Source organism: Rhizobium sp. BK661 (genome assembly GCF_024808825.1).
Taxonomy (GTDB): domain Bacteria; phylum Pseudomonadota; class Alphaproteobacteria; order Rhizobiales; family Rhizobiaceae; genus Rhizobium.
The window spans coordinates 36,809-61,295 of record NZ_JANTYT010000006.1 but is presented as its reverse complement, the minus strand read 5'-3'; the positions used below and the strand labels follow the sequence as shown (position 1 = coordinate 61,295).

Below are 24,487 nucleotides of genomic sequence, written 5' to 3'. Positions count from 1 at the left end.
TTCCAAGGCTTTTGCGGGCGCGAGAAACCTTCGCGATCCCCCTTGCGCTTGCGCAATTCCGGTCTAGATTTGCGCCGCCCTTCCAGACCATTTCTTTTCCAGATCACTTTCAAGGCTTTCAGATGAAATACAGGAAACTTGGCCGCACCGATATTTCCGTGTCCGAAATCTGCCTCGGCACCATGACATGGGGCACCCAAAACACGGAGATCGAGGCACACGAGCAGATGGACTATTCCGTCGAGAAGGGCGTCAACTTCTTCGATACGGCCGAGCTCTATCCGACAACGCCGGTTTCCGCGGAGACCCAGGGCCTGACTGAAGACTATATCGGCACTTGGTTCCAGAAGACGGGCAAGCGCAAGGATATCGTGCTCGCCACGAAGGTCGCCGGACCCGGCCGTTCCTATATCCGCAACGGCGACGGTGCCGACGCGAAAAACATTCGCCTCGCGATCGAGGCAAGCCTGAAGCGCCTGAGGACCGACTATGTCGACCTCTACCAGATTCACTGGCCGAGCCGCGGGCATTTCCATTTCCGTCAGGCTTGGCACTACGACCCCTTCAAGCAGGACCACGCCAAGGCCATCGCCAATATCACCGAGACATTGGAAACAATGGGCGCCCTTGTGAAAGAGGGCAAGGTTCGCGCCTTCGGCCTCTCCAACGAAACGACGTGGGGCACCCAGAAGTACCTGACGCTTGCCGAGCAGCTCGGTCTGCCGCGCGTTGCCACAATCCAGAACGAATATAATCTGTTGTATCGTCATTACGATCTGGATCTGGCGGAGCTGTCTCATCACGAGGATGTCGGTCTGCTCGCCTACTCCCCGCTAGCCGGCGGTATCCTCAGCGGCAAGTATATCGACGGCGCGAAGCCGGAAGGCTCGCGCGGTTCGATCAACGGCGATCTTGGCGGCCGTCTGCAGCCTCTGCAGGAAGCACCAACGAAGGCCTATCTCGACATCGCCACACGTCACGGGCTCGATCCGGCTGCGATGGCGCTCGCCTTCTGCCTACACCGCCGCTTCATGGCATCGGTGATCATCGGCGCGACGACGATGAACCAGCTCGATACTGACCTGAGCTCTGTCAATCTCAAACTGTCGCACGACGTCTTGGCTGAAATCGAGACGGTTCATCGCCAGTACCCGATGCCGATCTAGGCTGCGGTACAAACAGCCACGATCTGGCCAAGGAAGGCCAGATCGTCTCCCGCAAACATCACAACGACAAGTTTCGACAACTTTGCCGATACGGCAATTTCCGCTTCTCCGACTTGTGCAATTCGGCTAGTTTTGTAGGGCTCTGTGCCGAGCGCGGGGGCTTATTCCGTGGAACGGAAGCTCGCAGTCATACTTGCCGGCGATGTCGCCGGCTACAGTCGCCTTGTTGCAACCAACGAGGAGGATGCGCTTGCGACACTCGGCATCTACAACGCCACGATAGGCGACCTCGTGCAGGAGCACGGCGGACGGATTTTCGGCAGCGCCGGAGACAGCGTGGTGGCGGAATTCCACAGCGCGGTGCAGGGCGTACGCGCGGCCGTCGCCATCCAACGCGCCCTTAATCGCCGCAATGCAGACCTGCCGCCTGACCGGCGCATGGAGTTTCGCCTTGGGCTCAATCTCGGCGATGTCGTCGTCTCGGGAGACAATCTGCTCGGCGACGGCGTGAATGTCGCGGCGCGTCTTCAAGAGGTGGCGCTGCCTTCCGGCATCTGTATTTCCGGCGCGCTGCGGCAGCAGATCGAGGGAAAACTCGACTTCCCACTCATTCCGATGGGAGACCGCACTCTCAAGAACATCCCGCGCCCGGTGCCGGTCCACCGGGTACATTGGAGTCGCGAAGACCCTGTGGAAGCGGGAGCGCTCGGCGGGCCACTCAGGCTGCCTGACAAGCCCTCGATCGCCGTATTGCCCTTCGTCAACATGTCGGACGATCCCGAGCAGGAGTTTTTCGCGGATGGCCTCACCGAAGACATCATCACGGCGCTCTCGCTTTACCGCTGGTTTTTCGTCATCGCCCAGAATTCGTCCTTCGCCTACAAGGGGCGCGCGGTCGACGTGAAGCAGATTGGCCGCGATCTCGGAGTCCGCTATCTCGTCGAGGGTAGCGTACGCCGGTCGGGAACGCGGGTTCGCGTCACCGGGCAGCTGATCGAAGCGGAGACCGGCGTTCACCTCTGGGCGCAGCGCTACGACCGCGAAATCGCCGACATTTTCGCCATTCAGGACGAACTCACTCAAAATGTCGTCGGCGCCATCGAGCCGGAAATCCTGATCGGCGAGAGCCGCCGGGCATTGCTCAGAACGACGGACAATCTCGACGCCTACGAGAGCCATATGCGCGGCACTTGGCTGCACAATGCCCAGGATACCGCCGAGCATTTCATCGAATCCATAGCCTGGCATCGGCGAGCCATCGAGCTCGATCCCGAATTCGCGCGTGGCCACATGATGCTCGCTCGATCCCTCTACGCACGCTGCTTCCACGGTTTCAGCGAGGATGTCGACAAGGACAGCACGGAACTTCGGACAGAAGCGGAGCGCGCGGTCGCACTCGATCCGCGCGACCCCTATTCACACTACGCAATGTGTCTTGGCCATTTCGTCGCCCACAATGCGCCTGCCGCAGTAGAAGAGGCGCAGCAGGCGATCGACCTCAACCCCAATTTCGCCCTGGCGCATATGGGTCTTGGATGGGCCAGAATCTTCACGGGCAATTTCGCGGAAGCTTACGATCCTCTCCACATGGCCTTGCGGCTCAGCCCGCATGATCCCCTTGCCTATCTCATCCTCGATCGCCTTGCCCTGTCTCACTATCACCTCGGCAACTACGAGGAAGCGATTCACTATTCCGAACGTGGGTTGTCGCTCAGGCGCGCCTATTTCAACCGCGTCGTGCTTCTCGCAAGCTTGGGGCAGCTCAACCGCCAAGAGGAAGCTCGACGGCTGATACCCGAGATCCTGGCGAATGTTCCTGCCGATCTCGAGCATTACTGGAAGATCCTGACGCCCTACGTCGACCCCAGTCACTACGACCATTTCGTCGACGGGCTGCGCAAAGCGGGACTGCCTTCGCTGAACTCGCAGCGAGAACATTGCTGACGCTCTTGCGTTTCCGCCAAAAATCCGTATAAGCCGCCCTGTTCGCAAACCCGGTCTTCTGGCTGGTGGCTGAACGGAGGGCCGGTTTCCCACGGGAAATCGTTCGGAACGGAAGCGTTCCAGCCTCCCGTGTCTCCGCTCTCGACCGTCTCGGAACGCTTTTCTTGCCTGGGTTCGCCCAATCAGGAGCAGTCGTTGAGGCTTAGCCGCCGAATATCGGGTTGAATAAACGCAAGAAAGGCAAAGCTGTCATGGCTCTTTATGAACATGTATTCCTTGCCCGACAGGATATTTCCGCTCAGCAGGTTGATGCCCTCGTAGAACAGTACAAGGGTGTCCTCGAAGCTAACGGCGGCAAGGTCGGGCGCGTAGAAAACTGGGGCCTCAAGTCCCTCACCTACCGCATCAAGAAGAACCGCAAGGCTCACTACGTTCTCGTCGACATCGACGCGCCGGCTGCTGCCGTGCAGGAAATGGAACGTCAGATGCGCATCAGCGAAGACGTCCTGCGCTACATGACGATCGCTGTTGAAAAGCACGAAGACGGCCCGTCTGCCATGATGCAGAAGCGCGACCGCGACGACCGCGGCCCGCGTGAAGGCGGCGACCGTGGCCCGCGCCGCGAATTCGGCGATCGTCCACCGCGTCGTGACGGCGACTTCCAGCGTGGCCCGCGTCCCGATCGCGCTCCGCGCGAAGACCGTGCATAAGGAGAACTGAGAATGTCTGAATCTTCCTCCGCACCGGTTCGTCGCCCGTTCCACCGTCGTCGCAAGACTTGCCCGTTCTCCGGCGCAAACGCTCCGCGCATCGACTACAAGGACGTTCGTCTCCTGCAGCGCTACATTTCCGAGCGCGGCAAGATCGTTCCTTCCCGTATCACGGCTGTTTCGCAGAAGAAGCAGCGCGAACTCGCCCAGGCGATCAAGCGCGCCCGTTTCCTCGGCCTGCTGCCGTACGTCGTCGCTTAATCAGCTGACGAGACCAAATCGAGGGAAGGCAGCAATGCCTTCCCTTCTCCCTTTCGCGATGGGCGCGGATCGGAACTCTTAAAACCCATGTTGAGGCCTTTCTGAAATCGATTCAGGAAACGCCCTCTAACTGCTTGATGAAGCAGGACAGCGACCGTGAAGCAACTGAACACAAAAACGCTAGGCATCGGCGCACTCGCCGGATTGACCGCCGCACTTCTAGTGCTCGGCGCAAGCCTCCAGCCGTCTTTCAGTGCGGTTCTCTATGCGGCCTCTGCCCTTCCCATTCTTCTCGTCGGCCTCGGCTGGGGCAACATGGCGGCGATCTCCGCCGTCGTCACCGCCGCTGTCGTCGGTGCGATCGCCATCTCGCCGTCCTTCGCGCTGATGATGACGCTGGTCACGCTGCTGCCGGCTGGCTGGCTCAGCCACCTTGCAAATCTCGCCCGTCCCGCGTCCGAACTTGGCGGCCCTGAGCATCTGATGGCCTGGTATCCGCTTTCGGATATCCTGCTGCATCTCTGCGGCCTGGTCACGATCGCCGTCATCGTCGTCGGCGTGATGATCGGTTACGGTCCTGAACTGATCGACCGGCTGGTCGACGTGCTGTTCGGCTCGCTTGCACAGCAGCAGCCCGAGTTCTCGCCCGATCCGGCCGTGACCGCGCAAACCAAGGCGCTGGTACTGCTCATGCTGCCCGCTATTCAGGGCGGCATGTGGGTGGTCATGCTGTTTGCCGCCTATTACATCGCAACCCGGATCGTCAGCGCATCCGGCCGTGGTCTGCGCCCGCGCGAGGATATCCCCTCGGCGCTGCGAATGAACCGCAATTCGATCTTCGTCTTTCTCGTCGGCCTTGCCGCCACCTTCTTCGGCGGCATGGCGGCGATGATCGGAGCAACTGTCGTCGGCACCTTCGGCGCCGGCTTCCTGCTTTCCGGATTCGCCGCGCTGCACTTCCGCACGCGCGGCAAGGATTGGCGCCTGCCGGCGCTGATCCTCTGCTACCTGGCATCGCTGATCGTGATGGTGCCAGCCTTTTTCATCCTCGTGTTGGGCTTGAGCGATACCCGCAAGGCGATCGCGCTGACCCCGAACAAGGATGCTGATGCCCCCAAACAGACAGATACAAAAATCTAGAGACACGAAAGGAACACGAACATGGAAGTCATTCTTCTTGAACGCATCTCCAAGCTCGGCCAGATGGGCGAAACCGTAAAGGTTCGCGACGGCTTCGCTCGTAACTACCTGCTGCCGCTCGGCAAGGCTCTCCGCGCCAACGAAGCCAACAAGAAGCGTTTCGAATCCGAGCGCGCAACACTCGAAGCTCGCAACCTCGAGCGCAAGTCGGAAGCACAGAAGGTCGCTGACGTTCTCGACGGCAAGTCCTTCATCGTCGTTCGCTCGGCTGGCGAAACCGGCCAGATGTACGGCTCTGTCGCTGCTCGCGACGTCGTTGAGATCCTCGCTGCCGAAGGCTTCAACATCGGTCGCAACCAGGTTCACCTGAACACGCCGATCAAGTCGATCGGCCTGCACAAGGTTGAACTGCAGCTCCACGCTGAAGTCGAAATCCACATCGAGCTCAACGTCGCCCGTTCGGCTGACGAAGCTGAGCGTCAGGCCAAGGGCGAAACTCTTAACTCGGTTGACGCGATCTACGGCGTTGACGAAGACGCTCTTCGTCCGGAAGACTTCTTCGATCCGGAAGCCGACCTCGAAGGCGACGAAGCTTAATTTTCCGAGATACAATCTCCGGAAATGGACGAAAGCCCGGCTCACGCCGGGCTTTCTGCTTATTTGGCTGCCGTGTTCTGTTGGGGAGCAGCGCTCTTGTCGACATCGACGACGACCGAAAGCCCAGGCCCCAAGTCCTTGATCGCCGGCTGATCGGGATCGAAGCCAATGCGAACGCCGACTCGCTGCGCAATCTTCACGAAATTGCCTGTCGCATTGTCGGCCTTGATGACCGCGAATTCGGATCCGGCCGCCGGCGAGAAGCGCTCGATGTATCCCTTCAGCCGCTGCTTGCCGAGTGCATCCACCGTGATGGTAACGGGTTGCCCGACCTGCATCCCGTAGACCTGTGTCTCCTTGAAATTCGCGACGACCCAGACATCCTCCGGCACCACGGCCATGAGCTGCGTTCCCGCCGTCACGTACTGCCCGACGCGCACGCCAACTTCGCCGAGATGGCCGTCGCGCGGCGCAACGATCTTGGTGTTCTGCAGATCGATTTCCGCAAGACGCACAACCGCTTCGGCGCTCGCCACATTGGCCTCAAGCAGCGAGCGATTGACGATGATCGTCGCAAGGTTCTGCTTGGAAACCTCAAGAGCGGCCTCGGCCTGGTTCACCGCGGCCTTGGCCTGGTCCAGCGTCGCCTGTGCTGCCTCCGTCTCGCTCTGCGATGCGATGCCACGGTTGCTGAGATTGTTTATGCGATCCCAGGCCTGCTGCGCGCGGGTCAGCGACGCGTTTGCGCTGTCGATCTGGGCCTGACTGGAGGCGATGCTTGCTTTTGCCGCAAGCTCAGACTGGCGAGAATTCTCCAGCGACGCTTTCTGCCCGTCGAGCGCGGCGCGCGCCTGGGCAAGTTTCTGGACGTAGATGCGGTCATCGATCTGCGCCAGCGTGTCTCCCTGTTTAACCTGCTGATAATCCTTCACCGGCACTTCGACGACATAACCGCTCACCTGTGGGCTCATGATCGTGACGTAGCCGCGCACATAGGCGTTATCCGTCGTCTCGATAGACGTCACGAAAGGTGGCAAACGCCAGGCGTAAAGAACGAGGAGAACGCCGGCGATGCCGGCAAGCACTGCGATGATGGTCGAAGGGGACCGGAGGGATTTCAGCATGATGGGATCCTGAGATCACGATTGAGCGGGAATTGCGTCGGCGCGCGCTGCCCAGGGCAGCCGCCGCCACGCCTGATGGAGAAGAATGAGGATCAGACCAACGAGCGACGCGTAGCCGATGACGAGGAAAGCGTCATTGTAAGCGAGAATGTATGCCTCGCGGCTAACCTGCTGGGCGAGCAGCGCCAGGCCTTCGGCATTGAGCAGCATCTTGTCGCCAAGCACCTTGCCGTAGGCGGCGCTGAGCTGTGAGACGCGCTGGGCCACAATCGGTTCCTGCAGCAGGATGTGCTCGACGAGCACGTTCGAATGGAACTTCTCCCGGATGGTCACAAAGGTTCCGAGCATCGCCGACGCGAACAGGGAGCCAATACTCTGCGTGAACACGAAGATTACCAGGAAGTTGACGATAAAGGGCATGCCGCGCGACATCGCGGCCTTGAACCCACTCGCCATCACCGGCGGTAGGAACATTGCCGCGCCGGCCGCGACCATCGCCTGGCTCAGATACATCTCCGGTGGTCTTGTCAGGCTCGTCGACCGGCTGTCCAGAAAGGCGCCGGCGGCGATAAGAAGGAGAGCCAGTACATGGGCGGTCTCGACGTAACGTGTGGTCATCAGAAAGGCACAGAAGAGCCCGCCAACCAAAGAGGCGAGAAGGATAATCGTGTAAAGCGTCACCGTCTGATCGTTCAGAAGCCCGAGCTGCTGATAGAAACTGGCAGCGGAGGAGGATTGCTCGGAGGAAACGAAACGGAAGAGAAGCAGCACCCCCGCCATCCGCATGTTGGCGCCTGAGAACAGCCAGCGGAAATCGATCAGCGGACTGGCGCGAGGCAGCTCCATGGCGAGCACGAGCGCGATGGAGCCCACCGAGATCGCCAGCAGCACGCCGATCCACGGTGCCTCGAACCACCAATAGAAGCGGCCGAGCGTCAGTACGACGGCGAGGCAACCGAAGCCGACCGCGAGCAGGAGATAGCTCAATATGTCGTGCGGCTGGATGACGTTACCCCGAGGCGGCGCCGTGAGCGGCAGCAGGTAGATGATCGGAAAGACGATAAGCGCCATCCCCATCTCGAACGTATAGAGCACCTGGTAACCGCCGAACTGAAGCAGCGAAGGCGAGACGATGCGCGCGACGGGGGATGCAAACAGCGTGCACATCAGCGCCAGGCTAATCCCGAGCGACAGCTTCTTCTCCTGCGGAAAGGGTTCGAGCATGTAGAGAAAGCCGAGCGTCGAAAGCGGTGCGGCAGCCATCCCGCTTAAGGTGCGCACGACGATCGCGGAATGCAGGTCGGTAATGAGAAGATTCAGGACCGCTGCAACGACGAAGCAGATGATGCCAAGTTCGGCGAAACGGCGAAGGCCGTATTGCGTGCGGATCTTGAAGAGCGCGATCGACATGCTGGCGTAAGGCGCCATATAGGCTGCCGAAAGCCAGGAGACCTCGGTTGTTGTTGCGGAAAACGATCCTTGCAGCTGGTAGATGTTGACGTTGAGCAAATTCATGCCGAGGCCCTGCGTCAGAAAGAGCAGGACCGACGCCACCATATAAAGCGGAGCCTTCCAGGCGGGCATCGCCACCGCTCCAGCAGCCGGAGGCGACGGGGGCGGCTTTTGCGCTCCCGTCTCTTCGGCGGACCTGGGCGCCATATTGTCATTGGCGCTTTGGGCGAGGCTCATCGGCAGGACCTCAAATTCCGCGGACACCCTGCAGGTTGGCTTGCATGGCCCGTATCACTTCCAAGGTAGTTTTCAGATCGTCTTCGGGAATACCGGCGATGACCTGCGCACGCACTCTCACGGCGATGTCATCGATTTCGCCTGCCACGACCCTGCCAGTCTCGGTGATATAGATTTCCTTGGCGCGACGATCGGAGCCGGCTACACGGCGTTGGACGAACCCTTGGCCTTCCATGGCGTCGAGTATCCTGACGAGCGTCGGCGTCTCGAGCTCCAACCGTTCGGCGAGTTCACGCTGGTTGATGCCGTCCTTCTTGTTGAGCGTGAAGAAGACGCGGGCGCGCGGCAACGTCATATTGCGTTCCCGCACTATCTTGTCGAAGACAGCCCTGAGCTTGCGGTTGAATGCTGCAAGATCTTCGATTAGCTCACGCCCGAGAACGGGATTCCCCATATTTTCAGCCCTATTTTGTTAGTGCACTAATTATATCTTTACTAACTATCGTATTTCCCGATCTTTTTCAAGAGCCGACTGCCTATGCTTGGGTGCAAGTCTCCTCCGACAGGCTTACACTATCATGTAAGGCATCATGGAAGTGAGTCGTTTCTGGCCGTGCTCTGCAGGTGACACTTTCGGTATTTTTGCACCGACTGCAAGTGTGACTGTGGAGAAGTCGAACAACGGGCAAACTATCCCCGTATCGATGGCGGCAGGGAAAACCTTCTTGCATCCGCGCTTGATTTTCTCGGTTGCGCACGCCAAACCCGAAGCTGAAGAAGACAGAACGGATCAAGATGAACGACGTCGCTCGAAAGATTGCCGCCGTTGCTCCAGCGGAGCAGCACTACCGGGAAGCGCCCAACAATATCGAAGCCGAACAGGCGCTCCTCGGCGCGATCCTGATGAACAACGATGCCTATTACCGGGTGTCGGACTTCCTGAAGCCGATCCACCTCTACGAGCCGCTGCACCGCAAGATCTTCGAGGTCGCGGGCGACATCATCCGCATGGGCAAGATCGCCAATCCGGTGACCATCAAGACCTTCCTCAAGGCCGAGGAAAAGGTCGGCGACATGACGGTCTCCGAGTATCTCGCCCGCCTTGCCCGCGAAGCCGTGACGATCATCAACGCCGAGGACTACGGGCGCGCTATCTATGATCTGGCGCTGCGCCGTGCGCTGATCACGATCGGCGAAGACGTCGTCAATATCGCTTACGACGCGCCGCTCGACATGCCACCGCAGACGCAGATCGAAGACACCGAGCGTCGCCTGTTCGAACTCGCCGAAAACGGCCGCTATGATGGCGGTTTCCAGTCGTTCAACGACGCCGTGGCGCTGGCGATCGACATGGCGGCCGTCGCCAAGGAACGTGACGGCGGCCTTTCGGGCATCTCGACCGGCATCCACTCGCTTGACGGCAAGATGGGCGGCCTGCAGCGCTCCGACTTGATCGTGCTTGCCGGACGTCCGGGCATGGGCAAGACCTCGCTTGCCACGAACATCGCCTACAACATTGCCGCCGCTTATGAAGGCGAAGTTCAGGCGGACGGCAGCATGAAGGCGAAGCAGGGCGGCGTCGTCGGCTTCTACTCGCTCGAAATGTCGTCGGAACAGCTCGCCACCCGTATTATCTCGGAGCAGACAGAGGTCTCCTCCTCGAAGATCCGCCGCGGTGACATCAACGACGCCGACTTCGAAAAGCTCGTCGCCTGCTCGATGATGATGCAGAAGGTACCGCTCTACATCGACCAGACCGGTGGTATCTCGATCGCCCAGCTTTCTGCCCGCGCCCGCCGCTTGAAGCGCCAGCGCGGTCTCGATTGCCTGGTCGTGGACTACATCCAGCTGATGACCGGCGCCGGCAAGGGTGACAACCGCGTCCAGGAAATCACCCAGATCACCACCGGCCTGAAGGCGCTCGGCAAAGAACTGAACGTTCCGATCATTGCGCTCTCCCAGCTCTCGCGTCAGGTGGAAAGCCGCGACGACAAGCGTCCGCAGCTCTCCGACCTTCGTGAATCGGGCTCGATCGAGCAGGACGCCGACGTCGTGCTCTTCGTGTTCCGTGAAGAATATTACGTCAAGAACCTCGAGCCTCGTGATCCCAACGATCCGAAGTATGCAGAATGGGAAGCCCTCTTCGACAAGGTGAAGGGCACGGCCGACGTCATTATCGCCAAGCAGCGCCACGGACCGACCGGCACGGTGAAGCTCGCTTTCCAGTCGGAATTCACGCGCTTTGCGGATCTCGCCGACCCATCCTTCATCCAGTACGAAGAGCACTGACGAGGTCTTTCCCGTCAGGGCTCCATCGCGGACTACAGGCCGGCTGCTCGCAAGATCGCAACGGTTGCCACCCCGACGGCAACGCTTGCGAGCATCGGCAGGCGACGCGCTGCGAGCGCCGTGACAAAGCAGGCTGCCGTTTCGGCCCAACCTGTCGCAAAGGCGGTTGGCGCGATCACCGCCATCAGTACCGCAGGCGGTATCGCCTCGATGGCCGTTCGGGTTTGCTCGGTCATTTCGACATGGCGAATGAGGAGCAGACCGCTCATACGGGTCAGTATTGTTGCGGCCGCCATGGTGAGGATCGCAGCAAGGGTGTAGATATCCAGAGTCATGCGGTCACTGCCTTTGTCTTGCCAGTCAAAAGCGCTGCCGCAAGCCCGGCAAGGGCTCCGGCAGCAATGTACCAGACACCGGGGATGAACTGGTGCACCAGGACGGCGGCCAGAGCACTGGCAGCCAGCACCGAACCGGTTTCGCGGCCTTTCCAAAACCCCATTGCCAGCACAACAAAGACGGCGGGAAAAGCGAAGTCGAGCCCGATGGCGGCTGGATCGCCGAGGAACGCGCCAAGAGAGGCGCCGATCAACGTGGACCCGACCCAGGCAAAATAGAAAGGCATAGCGATGCCGGCGAACCACGAAGGCGTCAGGCGCGCCACGCCCGCACGGAATTCCGCGATCGCCCATATCTCGTCGGCCAGAAACAGCATGGCGGCATATTTCCGCAGGCCGGAGAAACCTTGCATCTTCGTGCCAAGGGACGCACTCATCAGGACGTGGCGAATGTTGACGAGCAGCGCGGCAAAGCCGACCCCGGCCCAGCTTGCCGGATGCGTCCAGATATCCATGGCGATGAACTGTGAGCCGCCAGCGAAGACGAGCGCGCTCATCAAGGTCGCCTCCAGGGCCGACAGGCCTTTCGTTGCCGAAACCGCACCGAAGACGAGACCGATCGGAATGACGGCGACGACGAGCGGCAGGATTGCCCGCGAGCCGGCAAGGAAATCGCCGATGGGTCGCCTTTGAGTGAGCATTGGAACCTCCACAACTGCTAGAATTCGGAGGTGTTAAGCCGCCCAGCCGCGACCGTATTGAACGAAAGTGATCAGCGGGCGCGATACTGTCCCGGCGTAACGCCGGTTCGCGCCTTGAAGTGACGGGTGAAGTGCGCCTGATCAGCAAAGCCGCACTGGATTGCAACATCGGCCGGCGCCTTGCCGTCACGCAACAGTTTGCGCGCTTCACGCACCCGCTTGTCAGTCAGAAAGGCATGCGGCGTGATGTGATATTCCCGGCGGAAGGCCCGGATGAGGTGCGCGCGGCTCAAGCCTGCGACCTCGGCCAGTTCGTCAAGGCCGATGTCGCTGTCGAAATTGTCGGTCAGGTAGTCACGGGCGCGACCGACTGCGGAGCGCTCCTTGGTGTCAACCGGTGTCACGATCGTGCTGCCATAGCGCTGGAAGATCGCAGCCAGCACGCGGAACATCCCTTCCTCTGATTCCAGCGCTCCGGCGCCGCTCTCCAGCACACGATGGGCGGCATGGAAGGCGGCGGCCATCTCGGGATCGTTGAGGAGTTCCTTCGGGAAGGAGGGTGTGGCGTTGAAGGCCTTGCCGGTGACGTCTTCGAGGATATCGACGAACAGCTTTGTGTCGGGATAGATCATCCGGTAACGATATCCCTCACCGCCCGGCACGCCGTCATGCACGACGCCGGGATCGATGAGATAGAGATCGCCGGCGCCTGTCTCCTCCCGAACGCCCTTCATCGTCGCGATCTGCGTGCCGCTCTCGATCGCGCCGATACTGAAGGTGTCGTGGGCGTGAGGCGCATATTCATGCGTCAGGAAACTTGCGCTCAGACACTCCATATTGCGAAATCGCCGATCACGCCAGAAGCGAGTCCGCTCGGCGCCTGCAAGCGGCATCGCGTCGGCCGCCTCTTTCTGCGATACATTTTCCATCGAACCAATCTATCGCCGGCGCTACCCTGCGTCTTGAACAAAAGTGATCGCCGCGCCGATATCTCCTTGGCCTGCTTTCACTTTGCCTTATTGATCCTTAGACTGCCGTGCGACAAGCACTCTCCCCTCTTTTGTGAAGCACGATGACTGATTTTGTTGATAGTTTCGAAGATCAAGACCCATTCGATTCGGCCGGTTTGCGCCTGACCGTCGATCTGAAGGCACTCACCGAAAACTGGAAGGACATGGCGCGACGCTCCGGCAAGGCCCGTGCTGCCGCCGTCGTGAAGGCAGATGCCTACGGTACCGGGATCGAAGACGCCGGTGAAGCGCTCTTCATGGCCGGCGCACGCGATTTCTTCGTCGCTACGGTCGATGAAGGCGTGACGCTTCGGCCTTATGCGCCTGACGCCCGCATTTTCGTCCTCTCGGGTGTCTGGCCCGGCACCGAGCGGCGCCTGTTCGAAAACGACCTCGTGCCGGTGATTTCATCGGAAGAGCAGCTCGCCTTCTGGATGGCGGTTCTTGCCGATTACGGCGATTACCCCTGTGCGCTCAATGTCGATACGGGCTTCAACAGGCTGGGCCTTTCCATGCACGAGGCCATGGCGCTCGCCGATGACGTCTCACGCCCGGCAAGTTTTGCGCCGGTGCTTGTCATGAGCCATCTCGCCTGCAGCGACGACCATTCCTCTGACATGAACAGGCAACAGCTTGAATCATTCCGGCAGGTTAGCGCCGCCTATGAAGGCATCGATTCAAGCCTTGCGGCATCGGGCGGCATCTTTCTTGGCAGCGACTATCACTTCGATCTCACCCGCCCCGGCATCGCGCTCTACGGCGGCGAAGCCGTCAATGGCATGGCAAACCCGATGCGTCCGGTGGTGACCGCCGAGGCACGTGTCATTCAGGTGCGCTCGGCCAAGGCAGGCGAGTCCGTCGGCTACGGCCGCGCCTTGCAACTGACCCGCAACAGCAAGCTCGCCGTCGTGTCGGCCGGTTATGCCGATGGCTACCTGCGTAGCCAATCGAGCGGGGGTGTGCCGCTGCGTCAAACGGTGCCGCAGGGAGGTCACGGCTTCGTGGCCGGACAGAAGGTGCCCGTTGCCGGCCGCATCACCATGGACCTGACGATTTTCGACGTCAGCGATCTTCCGGAAAATGCAGTGCGCGCAGGCGATTACGTCGAACTGTTCGGAAAAAACGTGCTTGTCGACGACGTCGCTCGGTCGGCGGGGACGATAGGCTACGAGATCCTGACCAGCATTGGCCTTCGCCACGAGCGCCGGTATCTCTTCGAAGACGAGTGAGGCTCTCAGCGGGTGGTCAGGGCCAGCCGCACGCCGAGCGCCACCAGCAGCGCACCAAGGCCGCGATCGAGCCACAGGCCGATGCTTCTCTTGCGCTTGACGAGATCGGCAAGGCGCCCTCCGGCGAGGATGAGCGGCGGCTCGATGAAGGCTGCGACGACAATGATCAGGACGCCGTGGACCGCCAGCTGCAGCCAGGTCGGCCCGGCGCCCTCGACCACGAATTGCGGCAGGAAGGCTAGGAAGAAGATCGCGACCTTCGGGTTCAGCAGCGAAACGAGGATGCCCTGCCTGTAGACGCGGCTCCAGGGCAGGACGTCCTTTGCAGCATTGACCAGGCCGCCATCGCCCTTCGAGCGCAGAGCCTGAATGCCGAGCCAGACGAGGTAGATCGCGCCGACCCACTTCACGGCAGAGAAGGCTACCGCCGAAGCGGCGAGGATCGCCGAGAGACCAAATGCTGCCATTGCTACATGCAGGCTGGCGCCGGTCCAGATACCGAACAGGGCGGCAAAGCCGGTCCTCGTCCCGCTTTTGACGGTGTGGCCGAGAATGAAAGCCATGTCCGGACCGGGCGACAGGTTCAGTAGAACCGCCGCGGTCAAGAACGCGATCCAGTGCGCGAGCGAGTAGTCCAGCATCGTCGGGATCTCCAATACAGTGGAGAACAAGTGCCACCGTCGCCCCTTATAGGGAAATCATTAGTTTTGATCAGTGCCGCGAATGATTATTTGAGCAATCAAAGTGATTCGATGCGGCGCGCTGGCGACCATCCAACCGAAAGCATGACCCGATGGCGAAGGCCAGGACACACTTCATCTGCCAGAGCTGCGGCGCGGTCCATAACCGCTGGGCCGGCAAGTGCGACAATTGCGGCGAGTGGAACACCATCGTCGAAGAAGACCCGATGGGCGGCATTGGCGGCGGGCCGACCAAGACGCCAAAAAAGGGGCGGCCGGTCACCTTGACGACGCTGTCAGGCGAAATCGAGGAAGCGCCGCGCATCCACACCGGCATTTCCGAACTGGACCGGGCGCTTGGCGGCGGCTTCGTGCGCGGCTCGGCGGTGCTGATCGGCGGCGATCCCGGCATCGGCAAATCGACGCTGCTGATGCAAGGGGCGGCGGCACTTTCTCGCCGCGGCCATCGGATCATCTACGTCTCGGGTGAAGAGGCGGTTGCTCAGGTGCGGTTGCGGGCGCAGCGCCTGCAGGCTGCCGATACAGACGTGCTGCTCGCCGCGGAAACCAACGTCGAGGACATTCTGGCGACGGTGGCCGAAGGCAAGCGGCCGGATCTCGTCATCATCGATTCCATCCAGACGCTCTGGAGCGAACTGGCTGAATCCGCGCCCGGAACCGTGACGCAGGTCCGCACCGGTGTCCAGTCGATGATCCGTTTCGCCAAGCAGACAGGGGCTGCCATGGTTCTCGTCGGCCACGTCACCAAGGACGGGCAGATCGCAGGTCCGCGTGTCGTCGAGCATATGGTCGATGCCGTGCTCTACTTCGAAGGCGATCGCGGCCATCACTACCGCATCCTGCGTACGGTCAAGAACCGTTTCGGGCCGACCGACGAGATCGGTGTCTTCGAGATGTCGGACAAGGGGCTGCGCGAGGTCGCCAATCCATCCGAGCTATTCCTTGGCGAGCGCAACGAGAAATCGCCGGGAGCTGCCGTCTTTGCCGGAATGGAAGGCACACGCCCGATCCTGGTGGAAGTGCAGGCGCTCGTCGCGCCGACATCGCTCGGCACGCCCCGCCGTGCCGTCGTCGGCTGGGATTCGGCGCGTCTGTCGATGATCCTCGCCGTACTTGAGGCCCATTGCGGCGTTCGGCTCGGGCAGCACGACGTCTATCTGAACATCGCAGGCGGTTATCGTATCTCCGAGCCGGCCGCCGATCTCGCCGTCGCCTCGGCCCTGGTTTCGTCGTTGGCTGGTATTGCCCTACCGGCCAATTGTGTCTATTTCGGCGAAGTCAGCCTGTCGGGCGCCGTCCGGCCGGTTTCACAGACGTCCCAGCGCCTCAAAGAAGCCGAGAAGCTGGGCTTTTCTGCCGCGCTGCTTCCCTCGGCGTCAGCCGACCTGCCAAAGGGTTCCGGCGGTCGCTGGAACGAGATCGAGAGCCTTCCGGACCTGGTTGCACGTATTGCCGGGTCAAAAGGCGCACTGCGACGTGTGGAAGAAGAGGTTTGATCCTTTCATCGCCAGCATCGGTGATGTTATAGGAAGCACGCAATGAGGCGCGACCAAGCCGTAGATAAACGGCGGTCCTGGAGTTGAATTTATATGCCCATTACGATTTTCGACGGTATTGTCATCGGCGTCGTTCTTTTCTCCGCCGTACTTGCAATGGTCCGCGGCTTCTCCCGCGAAGTTCTTTCGATCGCAAGCTGGGGCGGCTCGGCAGCCGCCGCCTACTATTTCTATCCGTATCTGGTTCCCTACGCGAAGAAGTACACCGATGACGACCGCATTGCGATCGTCGGTTCAGCCGCGGTGGTGTTCCTGATCGCACTGATCGTGATCTCCTTCATCACCATGAAGATCGCGGACTTCATCATCGACAGCCGGATCGGCGCTCTGGACCGCACTTTGGGCTTTCTCTTCGGCGCGGCTAGGGGCATACTTCTTCTCGTCGTCGCCGTCGCCTTCTGGAACTGGCTCGTGGCGGATCACGGCCCGGCCTGGGTTAACAACGCCAAGTCGAAGCCGTTCCTGGACTCGATGGTCGTCAAGTTGCAGTCCGTGCTGCCAGCGGAATTCGCGCAGATGGTACGGGCGAACGTTATGGACAAAATTCAGCCGCAGGGCGGCAATACTGAGAGCGGCGACGCGCCCGCATCGGACCAGGCGCCAGCCGAAGACGCAACGCCCGCCCCTGCGAATGGTGCACAGCAGCCGTCTAATTGACGCAGTGTTCAACAGCTTGACCCGCCACCTGGCAATTGCCATTTGAGCGGAACGTGAATAAAGGTCCGGCCGGGCATCCGCTCTGCCGGGCCTCAGCCGTTTAAAGCGCATGATCACGGCGTCATGCTATGGAAAGCCGATCCATTCTTGTGAGAGCAAAGGCCCGCATCGATGAACCAGTCTCATTCCTTGACGCTCAATGACGAATTCGATGGAGACACGCTCCACGAAGAATGCGGCGTCTTCGGTATCCTTGGCCATGACGATGCGTCGACCCTGACGGCGCTCGGCCTGCATGCCCTTCAGCATCGCGGGCAGGAAGCAGCCGGTATCGTCTCTTTCGACGGACTGCGCTTCCACTCCGAGCGGCATATGGGCCTGGTCGGCGATCACTATACCAATCCGACCACCCTCGCCCGCCTCCCCGGCAATATCTCGATCGGCCACAATCGCTATTCCACAACAGGCGAAGTCGCGCTCCGCAACGTGCAGCCGCTCTTTGCGGAACTTGAAGTCGGCGGTATCGCTATTGCCCACAACGGCAACTTCACCAACGGCCTGACGCTGCGTCGCCAGTTGATCGCAGGCGGCGCCATCTGTCAGTCGACCTCCGATACGGAAGTCGTTCTCCACCTCATCGCCCGCTCGCGCTACACCTCCACGGCCGACCGCTTCATCGACGCGATCCGCCAGATGGAAGGCGGCTATTCGATGCTCGCCATGACGCGCACGAAGCTGATCGCCGCACGCGACCCCACCGGCATCCGTCCGCTTGTCATGGGTGAACTCGACGGCAAGCCGATCTTCGCTTCGGAAACCTGTGCACTCGACATCATCGGCGCGAAGTTTATCCGCGACGTCGAGAACGGTGAAGTCATCATCTGCGAGATCCAGCCTGACGGTTCGATCACGATCGACGCGCGCAAGGCCGGCAACGGCCAGCCGGAGCGCCTCTGCCTGTTCGAATATGTCTATTTCGCCCGCCCGGACTCGGTCGTCGGCGGCCGCAGCGTTTACGTGGCTCGCAAGAACATGGGTATCAACCTTGCCAAGGAAGCCCCCGTCGACGCCGACGTCGTCGTTCCTGTTCCGGATGGCGGCACGCCGGCCGCCCTCGGCTATGCGCAGGAAAGCGGCATTCCGTTCGAATACGGCATCATCCGCAACCACTATGTCGGCCGCACCTTCATCGAGCCGACGCAGCAGATCCGTGCATTCGGCGTCAAGCTCAAGCACTCCGCCAACCGGGCAATGATCGAAGGCAAGCGCGTCGTGCTCGTCGATGATTCGGTCGTGCGCGGCACAACCTCATTGAAGATCGTGCAGATGATCCGCGATGCCGGCGCCAAGGAAGTGCACCTGCGCGTCGCAAGCCCGATGATCTACTATCCTGACTTCTACGGTATCGACACGCCGGATCGCGAGAAGCTGCTGGCCAACCAGTACGACAGCCTCGAAGCCATGTGCAAATACATCGGCGCGGACTCCCTGGAGTTCCTGTCGATCAACGGCCTTTATCGCGCCGTCGGCGGCGAGGATCGCAACGATGCCCGTCCGCAGTTCACCGACCACTACTTCACCGGCGACTACCCGACCCGCCTCCTCGACAAGGACGGCGAGACGATGGGCCGCAAGGTTTCCTTGCTGGCGACCAACGGCTGATTGCCATTGGCTTTGACATTTGACCAAGGGGCGCTTATTGCGCCCCTTGCTTTTTCAGCTACGGGGGAACCAGGGGACCATGACACTGAACCTTGAAGGCAAGATCGCGCTCGTCACCGGCGCCTCCCGCGGCATCGGCTATTTCACGGCGCTGGAACTGGCAAAGGCCGGGGCACATGTGATTGCCTGCGCCCGCACCGTAGGCGGCCTTGAGGATCTCGACGACGCCATCAAGGCGGTCGGCGGCTCGGCAACCCTCGTTCCTTTCGACCTTGCCGACATGAACGCGATCGATGCTCTGGGCGCCTCGATCTTCGAGCGCTGGGGCAAGCTCGACATTCTCGTCGCCAATGCCGGTGTGCTCGGCGTGATCTCGCCGATCGGTCATGTCGAAGCAAAGACCTTCGAGAAGGTGATGAATATCAACGTGACCGCGACGTGGCGGCTGATCCGCTCAGTCGATCCGCTGCTGTCGCGCTCGGATGCCGGCCGCGCCGTCATTCTCTCGTCCGGCGCTGCGCACAAGTGTCGTCCGTTCTGGGGTCCCTACTCCGCGTCCAAGGCTGCCGTCGAGGCGCTTGCCCGCACCTGGGCCGGCGAAACGCAGCGCACGCCGCTCCGTATCACCAGCGTCGATCCGGGCGCGACCCGCACTGCCATGCGGGCCCAGGCCGTTCCTGGTGAAGATCCCGAAACGCTGCCGCATCCCTCCGAAGTCGCCAAGGCGATCCTGCCGCTGGTCGGCCCCGATGTGACCGAGACCGGCAAGCTCTTCATCGTGCGCGAGAACAAGCTGGTCGACTACCGCCTGCCGGAATAAGCCTGCGTCAGTTGGCCGTCAAAACCGGGAACAGGTGCGCGAAACCTGTTTCCGATGGGCACAACGCGTTGAGGTCAACGGGGCCTTGAATGCCCTCGAGCCTGCCGTTGTCGGCGAACTGCCAGATTGACCAGTCACCGCAATCGTTCTGGTGGGGCTCCTGCGCGATACTGCGCAGCCAGAGATAGTGATCGGGGAAGCGCGTCTCGTTTCCCTTGATGTACTGCTCGAAGAATTGCTGGTTCAAATAGAAGATCGGCTTGCCTGGATAGGCCCCATTCAGTTCGTCGAAGAAGGCTCTGATTTCCAGGCTCAGTTCGTCTGATGTCGGCACCTTGCCGCAATTGCCGGTGAATTCGAGATCAATCGCGATCGGCAGCGCATCCGCTTCGACCGGCACCGTTTCGATCAGATTGCGCGCCTGATCGCGGCCGGGGCGGCAGAAGGTGAAGAAGTGATAGGCACCGCGCACGATGCCTGCGTCTTTCGCGGCCTTCCAGTTTTCCGCAAAGCGCTTGTCGCGGTGGTCGCCGCCCTCCGTCGCCTTCATGATCGCGAAACGGACGGTCTGCTGACGCGCCAGGGCTTGCCAGTCGATGGCGCCTTGATGATGGCTGATGTCGATACCCTGTATGGGATAGTCCGCGAGCGTCGGGGAAGCGAATGGTGCCATGGCGCGATCGTATGCCAGATAGGATGCGACCGCGACAGCTAGAATCATCGCTGCGAGGACCATTCGATTGAGGTTTTTCACGTCAGGGAGCTTCCTCAGTTTCCTAGCGCGTTGTAGCAGAATTTTGTGGGGCTCGTGCGATTGGCACCGGCCCGGCCCTTCACTTCCGCTTCGGGCGTTCGGCGCTGCAATCGATTCACTGGATCGATTGCTCGGACTGGCGCCGGACCGCTCCTCACCCCCTTGACCAAACCCCGTTGGCGCGCCATAAAACCCGCCATGAAAACGGTTATCTGCATTATCTGCCGGAAGATTATTCGCTAGCGCGCTCGCTGGCCTGGCCGTTTTCGTCTCCTGAAAAGTCCAAGATGAGAAACGCCCCGGCCCGCCGGTGGTAGAGTTTTTTTCGGATCATTGCATTTGGGAGAGTAGACATGGCCGGCGCGCCAGACACTAAGAAGCCGGAACTGAAGCTTTACAACACGCTGACGCGCGAAAAGACGGCCTTTGCGCCGATCGATCCGCAGAACGTCCGCATGTATGTCTGCGGTCCGACTGTCTACGACTTCGCCCACATCGGCAACGCACGCCCGGTCATCGTCTTCGACGTGCTCTTCCGGTTGTTGAACCATGTATACGGCGGCGAGCACGTCACCTATGCGCGCAACATCACCGACGTCGACGACAAGATCAACGCACGTGCTTTGCGCGACTATCCCGCGCTGCCGCTCAATGATGCGATCCGCGCGGTGACGCAGAAGACCGAGAAGCAGTTCCTCGACGACGCCAAGGCGCTCGGCTGCCTTGAGCCCTCGGTCCAGCCGCGCGCGACCGACAATATTGCCAAGATGATCGAGATCATCGAAAGGCTGATCGCCAACGGCCATGCCTACCAGGCATCGGGCGAAGTGCTGTTCGACACGAAATCGATGGTCGATTACGGCCAGCTGTCGAAGCGCAATCTCGACGAACAGCAGGCCGGCGCCCGCATCGCCGTCGACGCGCACAAGAAGAACCCCGGCGATTTCGTGTTGTGGAAGCTCTCAAGCGACAACGAGCCCGGCTGGGAAAGCCCCTGGGGCCGCGGCCGTCCAGGCTGGCACATCGAGTGCTCGGCCATGAGCGAACGCTATCTCGGCGAAGTCTTCGACATTCATGGCGGCGGTTTGGACCTGATCTTTCCGCACCACGAGAACGAGATCGCCCAGTCGCGTTGCGCGCATGGCACCAAGGTCATGGCGAATGTCTGGATGCACAACGGCTTCCTGCAGGTCGAAGGCCGCAAGATGTCGAAGTCCGAAGGCAATTTCGTCACCATCTACGAGCTGCTGCACACCCAGAAGTTCGGCGGCCGCCAATGGCCGGGCGATGTGCTGCGTCTTGCGATGCTCATGACCCATTATCGCGAGCCGATCGATTTCTCGGTCAAGCGGCTCGAGGAAGCCGAACGCCTGCTCGCCAAATGGCCGGCGGCGGATGCGGCAGGCGCGCAGCCGGACGCCGCCGTGGTCAATGCCCTGGCCGACGACCTCAACACGGTGGCGGCAATCCAGGCATTGCACGCGCTTGCCCAATCAGGCAATCACGCCACATTCGCAGCCAGTGCCGCCCTGCTCGGCGTCCTGCCCGAAATGGCGGAGATCGACGAAGCGGTTGCCATCGAGATCGACCGCCGCGTCAAAGCGCGGCTGGAACTGCTGAAGGCGAAGAACTTCGCAGAGGCCGACAAGATCCGCGACACGCTGCTTGCAGAGGGCATCCAGCTCAAGGACGGCAAGGATGCGGCGAGCGGCGAACGCGTGACCAAGTGGGAGGTGAAGAGATGACCACCTACACCGGTGGATGCCAGTGCGGCGCGATCCGCTTCCGCGTTCGCGGGACGCTCAAGGATTCGTCCATCTGTCATTGCCGCATGTGCCAGAAGGCTTTCGGAGCCTATTACGCGCCGCTGGTTTCCGTTCGCGGTGCCGAATTCGAGTGGACGCGTGGCGAGCGCAAGCTTTTTCGCTCCTCCAACCTCGTCCAGCGCGGTTTCTGCGCGGATTGCGGCACGCCTTTGACCTACGAAGCGCCGGATGGAGTGGCGGTGGCGGCGGGTGCCTTCGACGACCCTTCCGCGCTTCCGCCTGTCATCCAGTTCGGCACCGAGCGCAAGATCGATTTCGTCGATCGCCTGCGCGACTTGCCTGCTCGCGAGACCGACGAGGACGCCGAGACTGCGCCCTTCCTGCACGACATCGTCTCCTACCAGCATCCGGACCACGACACGACCACCTGGCCTGAGGAGAGAGACTCGTGACAACGGTTGCGGCTCTGAGCGGAGGTTGCCAATGCGGCGCGGTTCGCTACCGGGCCGTTGGCGAGCTCGACTATCCGCACCTTTGCCACTGCCGCATGTGCCAGAAAGCGGCCGGGAACTACTTCATGCCGCTGGCCGCCGTCAAACGACGGGATTTTGCCCTGACGCGCGGCGAGCCAAAGTGGTTTCATTCGTCCGATATCGTTCGCCGCGGCTTTTGTGCCGACTGTGGGACACCGCTTTTCTATGATGTTCCGGACGCGGACTTCATCAACCTCGTGCTCGGTTCACTGGACGATCCTGATAGCGTCAAGCCGGTGATGCAATCGAACACAGGACGCAGGATGAGTTGGTTTCACGAGCTCGACGCTCTGCCCGTCGAACCGGAACCGGAAACGCCCGATCGCGAGAACGCGATTGCCGCCAGCAATCACCAGCACCCCGACCACGACACAGCCCATTGGCCAACCGGAGCCTCAGCATGAGCGAACCTATTCGAACCGGCGGCTGCCAGTGTGGCGCAGTCAGATTCCGTATCAGCGGCAAGCTTGGCCGCCCTTCGATCTGCCATTGCCGCATGTGCCAGAAGCAGTTCGGCGGCTTCTTTTCCGCGCTAGTGACAACGCCTGAGGAAGGCATGGAGTGGACGCGAGGTGAGCCAAGCTATTTCCAGTCTTCCATCAACATCGAGCGTGGCTTCTGCAAGGACTGCGGCACGCCGATGACCTACCGCCACCCGGGGGGCCTCGAGCTGGCAATCGGTACGTTCGACGATCGAACCGACCTGGCGCCGCAGATCCAGGTCAACTACGACGCACGCATTCCATGGGTCGAGACGATCTTCGACCAACCTGTCCACCAAGATCCGGATTATTACTCGCAGCAGGAGAAGATCATCTCCTTCCAGCACCCCGATCACGATACTGCAATCTGGCCAGCCAAAGGCGTCAAAATATGACTGAAGTGCTCCGTACCCTCTATCCTGAAATCGAACCCTACGCCTCGGGTCACCTCGATGTCGGTGACGGCCACAAGATCTATTGGGAGCGTTCGGGCACACCGGGTGCAAAGCCGGCGGTGTTCCTGCACGGCGGACCGGGCGGCGGTTTCTCGCCGAGCCACCGCCGTCTGTTCGATCCCGCTCTCTACGATGTGCTGCTGTTCGACCAGCGCGGCTGCGGCAAGTCCATGCCATACGCCGATCTCAACGCCAACACCACCTGGCATCTCGTCGCCGACATCGAGCGGCTGCGCGAGATGGCGGGTGTTGAAAAGTGGCAGGTGTTCGGTGGCTCCTGGGGTTCGACGCTGGCGCTTGCATATGCCGAGACGCACCCGGAGCGCGTGTCAGAGCTGGTTGTGCGCGGCATCTACACGCTCACCAAGGCCGAGCTCGACTGGTACTATCAGTTCGGCGTGTCCGAGATGTTCCCCGACAAGTGGGAGCGCTTCATCGCGCCGATCCCGCCGGAGGAGCGCCATGAGATGATGCTGGCCTACAATCGCCGGCTGACCGGCGCTGACCGGGCAGTTGCCCTTGAAGCTGCGCAAGCATGGAGCATTTGGGAAGGCGAGACGATCACTCTGCTGCCGGAGAAGTCCACCAGCGGCAAGTTCGAGGACGCCGACTTCGCCTATGCCTTTTCCCGGATAGAGAACCATTTCTTCGTCAATGCCGGCTGGATGGACGAAGGCCAGCTGCTGCGCGATGCCTACAAGCTGAAGGACATTCCCGGCGTCATAGTGCATGGCCGCTACGACATGCCCTGCCCGGCCAAATATGCCTGGCTGCTGCACAAGGCCTGGCCAACGGCCGAGTTTCATCTGATCGAGGGCGCCGGCCATGCCTATTCTGAGCCCGGCATCCTCGACAGGCTCATCCGCGCCACGGACAAGTTCGCCGGAAAGCAATAACAGGCCGCAA

The 24,487-nt window shown here is 61.0% G+C and carries 25 protein-coding genes; 17 read left to right on the top strand and 8 right to left on the bottom strand.

Annotation, left to right across the window (positions count from 1 at the left end):
- The first annotated feature begins 122 nt into the window (after positions 1-122).
- From FHX16_RS14645 to rplI, 6 genes are all read left to right on the top strand, one after another.
- A complete protein-coding gene (locus FHX16_RS14645) occupies positions 123-1,166 on the top strand; it encodes an aldo/keto reductase (protein WP_183859404.1) in 1,044 nt (347 codons plus the stop codon).
- A gap of 168 nt (positions 1,167-1,334) precedes the next feature.
- The gene (locus tag FHX16_RS14640) at positions 1,335-3,110 is read left to right on the top strand and encodes an adenylate/guanylate cyclase domain-containing protein (RefSeq protein WP_183751566.1); all 1,776 of its coding nucleotides are present in this window, start codon (positions 1,335-1,337) and stop codon (positions 3,108-3,110) included.
- 251 nt (positions 3,111-3,361) lie between these two features.
- The gene (rpsF, locus tag FHX16_RS14635; protein WP_183751568.1) at positions 3,362-3,820 is read left to right on the top strand and encodes a 30S ribosomal protein S6; all 459 of its coding nucleotides are present in this window, start codon (positions 3,362-3,364) and stop codon (positions 3,818-3,820) included.
- Between the two features lie 12 nt (positions 3,821-3,832).
- The gene (rpsR, locus tag FHX16_RS14630) at positions 3,833-4,081 is read left to right on the top strand and encodes a 30S ribosomal protein S18 (RefSeq protein WP_007531286.1); all 249 of its coding nucleotides are present in this window, start codon (positions 3,833-3,835) and stop codon (positions 4,079-4,081) included.
- Positions 4,082-4,237: 156 nt separating this feature from the next.
- A complete protein-coding gene (locus tag FHX16_RS14625; RefSeq protein ID WP_259129222.1) occupies positions 4,238-5,221 on the top strand; it encodes a DUF2232 domain-containing protein in 984 nt (327 codons plus the stop codon).
- Between the two features lie 21 nt (positions 5,222-5,242).
- Positions 5,243-5,818 carry a 50S ribosomal protein L9 gene (gene rplI, locus FHX16_RS14620; RefSeq protein ID WP_016553431.1) on the top strand — a complete coding sequence of 192 codons (576 nt, stop codon included), beginning with the start codon at positions 5,243-5,245 and terminating at the stop codon, positions 5,816-5,818.
- Between the two features lie 59 nt (positions 5,819-5,877).
- On the opposite strand, the gene FHX16_RS14615 is transcribed toward rplI, so the two are convergent.
- Genes FHX16_RS14615 through FHX16_RS14605 form a run of 3 tightly spaced genes read right to left on the bottom strand, consistent with a single transcriptional unit; the run spans position 5,878 to position 9,085 of the window.
- Complete coding sequence (locus FHX16_RS14615; protein ID WP_183859408.1) at positions 5,878-6,942, bottom strand: HlyD family secretion protein; 1,065 nt, start codon at positions 6,940-6,942, stop codon at positions 5,878-5,880.
- A 15-nt stretch (positions 6,943-6,957) separates the two neighbouring features.
- On the bottom strand, positions 6,958-8,631 hold the full coding sequence (locus FHX16_RS14610) for an MFS transporter (RefSeq protein WP_183859410.1): 1,674 nt from the start codon (positions 8,629-8,631) through the stop codon (positions 6,958-6,960).
- Positions 8,632-8,641: 10 nt separating this feature from the next.
- Positions 8,642-9,085: a MarR family winged helix-turn-helix transcriptional regulator gene (locus tag FHX16_RS14605; RefSeq protein WP_016553428.1), complete on the bottom strand. Its 444-nt coding sequence runs from the start codon at positions 9,083-9,085 to the stop codon at positions 8,642-8,644.
- 341 nt (positions 9,086-9,426) lie between these two features.
- Between FHX16_RS14605 and FHX16_RS14600 the strand changes: the two genes are divergently transcribed.
- Positions 9,427-10,920 (top strand): replicative DNA helicase, encoded by a 1,494-nt coding sequence (locus FHX16_RS14600; protein WP_183751576.1) that lies wholly within the window; start codon positions 9,427-9,429, stop codon positions 10,918-10,920.
- Positions 10,921-10,952: 32 nt separating this feature from the next.
- On the opposite strand, the gene FHX16_RS14595 is transcribed toward FHX16_RS14600, so the two are convergent.
- From FHX16_RS14595 to FHX16_RS14585, 3 genes are all read right to left on the bottom strand, one after another.
- Entirely contained in the window at positions 10,953-11,255 is a 303-nt protein-coding gene (locus FHX16_RS14595; protein ID WP_183751578.1) for an AzlD family protein, read from the bottom strand.
- Positions 11,252-11,956, bottom strand: coding sequence for an AzlC family ABC transporter permease (locus tag FHX16_RS14590; protein WP_183751580.1), 705 nt, complete (start codon positions 11,954-11,956; stop codon positions 11,252-11,254). The genes FHX16_RS14595 and FHX16_RS14590 overlap by 4 nt, the downstream gene beginning before the upstream one ends.
- Positions 11,957-12,027: 71 nt before the next feature.
- Complete coding sequence (locus FHX16_RS14585) at positions 12,028-12,849, bottom strand: AraC family transcriptional regulator (protein ID WP_183860713.1); 822 nt, start codon at positions 12,847-12,849, stop codon at positions 12,028-12,030.
- A gap of 179 nt (positions 12,850-13,028) precedes the next feature.
- Between FHX16_RS14585 and alr the strand changes: the two genes are divergently transcribed.
- The gene (alr, locus tag FHX16_RS14580) at positions 13,029-14,195 is read left to right on the top strand and encodes an alanine racemase (protein WP_183859412.1); all 1,167 of its coding nucleotides are present in this window, start codon (positions 13,029-13,031) and stop codon (positions 14,193-14,195) included.
- Positions 14,196-14,200: 5 nt separating this feature from the next.
- Here alr and FHX16_RS14575 read toward each other — a convergent pair whose 3' ends face one another.
- Positions 14,201-14,836 carry a LysE family translocator gene (locus FHX16_RS14575; protein WP_183751584.1) on the bottom strand — a complete coding sequence of 212 codons (636 nt, stop codon included), beginning with the start codon at positions 14,834-14,836 and terminating at the stop codon, positions 14,201-14,203.
- Between the two features lie 152 nt (positions 14,837-14,988).
- Between FHX16_RS14575 and radA the strand changes: the two genes are divergently transcribed.
- From radA to FHX16_RS14555, 4 genes are all read left to right on the top strand, one after another.
- Entirely contained in the window at positions 14,989-16,392 is a 1,404-nt protein-coding gene (gene radA / locus FHX16_RS14570; protein WP_183859414.1) for a DNA repair protein RadA, read from the top strand.
- A 93-nt stretch (positions 16,393-16,485) separates the two neighbouring features.
- Entirely contained in the window at positions 16,486-17,109 is a 624-nt protein-coding gene (locus FHX16_RS14565) for a CvpA family protein (RefSeq protein WP_183859415.1), read from the top strand.
- A gap of 171 nt (positions 17,110-17,280) precedes the next feature.
- Positions 17,281-18,771 (top strand): amidophosphoribosyltransferase, encoded by a 1,491-nt coding sequence (gene purF / locus FHX16_RS14560; RefSeq protein WP_183859417.1) that lies wholly within the window; start codon positions 17,281-17,283, stop codon positions 18,769-18,771.
- Between the two features lie 79 nt (positions 18,772-18,850).
- Complete coding sequence (locus tag FHX16_RS14555) at positions 18,851-19,591, top strand: SDR family NAD(P)-dependent oxidoreductase (protein WP_183859419.1); 741 nt, start codon at positions 18,851-18,853, stop codon at positions 19,589-19,591.
- A 7-nt stretch (positions 19,592-19,598) separates the two neighbouring features.
- Here the strand turns inward: FHX16_RS14555 and FHX16_RS14550 are convergent, their stop codons facing one another.
- Positions 19,599-20,345, bottom strand: coding sequence for a GH25 family lysozyme (locus FHX16_RS14550; RefSeq protein WP_405049285.1), 747 nt, complete (start codon positions 20,343-20,345; stop codon positions 19,599-19,601).
- Positions 20,346-20,698: 353 nt separating this feature from the next.
- Between FHX16_RS14550 and cysS the strand changes: the two genes are divergently transcribed.
- The 5 genes from cysS to pip are packed head-to-tail and all read left to right on the top strand — an operon-like array spanning position 20,699 to position 24,477.
- Positions 20,699-22,090, top strand: coding sequence for a cysteine--tRNA ligase (gene cysS / locus FHX16_RS14545; RefSeq protein ID WP_183859421.1), 1,392 nt, complete (start codon positions 20,699-20,701; stop codon positions 22,088-22,090).
- Positions 22,087-22,563 carry a GFA family protein gene (locus tag FHX16_RS14540; RefSeq protein ID WP_183859423.1) on the top strand — a complete coding sequence of 159 codons (477 nt, stop codon included), beginning with the start codon at positions 22,087-22,089 and terminating at the stop codon, positions 22,561-22,563. Before cysS ends, FHX16_RS14540 begins: the two co-directional genes overlap by 4 nt.
- Positions 22,560-23,048 (top strand): GFA family protein, encoded by a 489-nt coding sequence (locus tag FHX16_RS14535; RefSeq protein ID WP_183859425.1) that lies wholly within the window; start codon positions 22,560-22,562, stop codon positions 23,046-23,048. Before FHX16_RS14540 ends, FHX16_RS14535 begins: the two co-directional genes overlap by 4 nt.
- The gene (locus tag FHX16_RS14530) at positions 23,045-23,521 is read left to right on the top strand and encodes a GFA family protein (protein ID WP_183751600.1); all 477 of its coding nucleotides are present in this window, start codon (positions 23,045-23,047) and stop codon (positions 23,519-23,521) included. Before FHX16_RS14535 ends, FHX16_RS14530 begins: the two co-directional genes overlap by 4 nt.
- Entirely contained in the window at positions 23,518-24,477 is a 960-nt protein-coding gene (gene pip, locus FHX16_RS14525) for a prolyl aminopeptidase (RefSeq protein WP_183751602.1), read from the top strand. Before FHX16_RS14530 ends, pip begins: the two co-directional genes overlap by 4 nt.
- Positions 24,478-24,487: the final 10 nt, after the last annotated feature.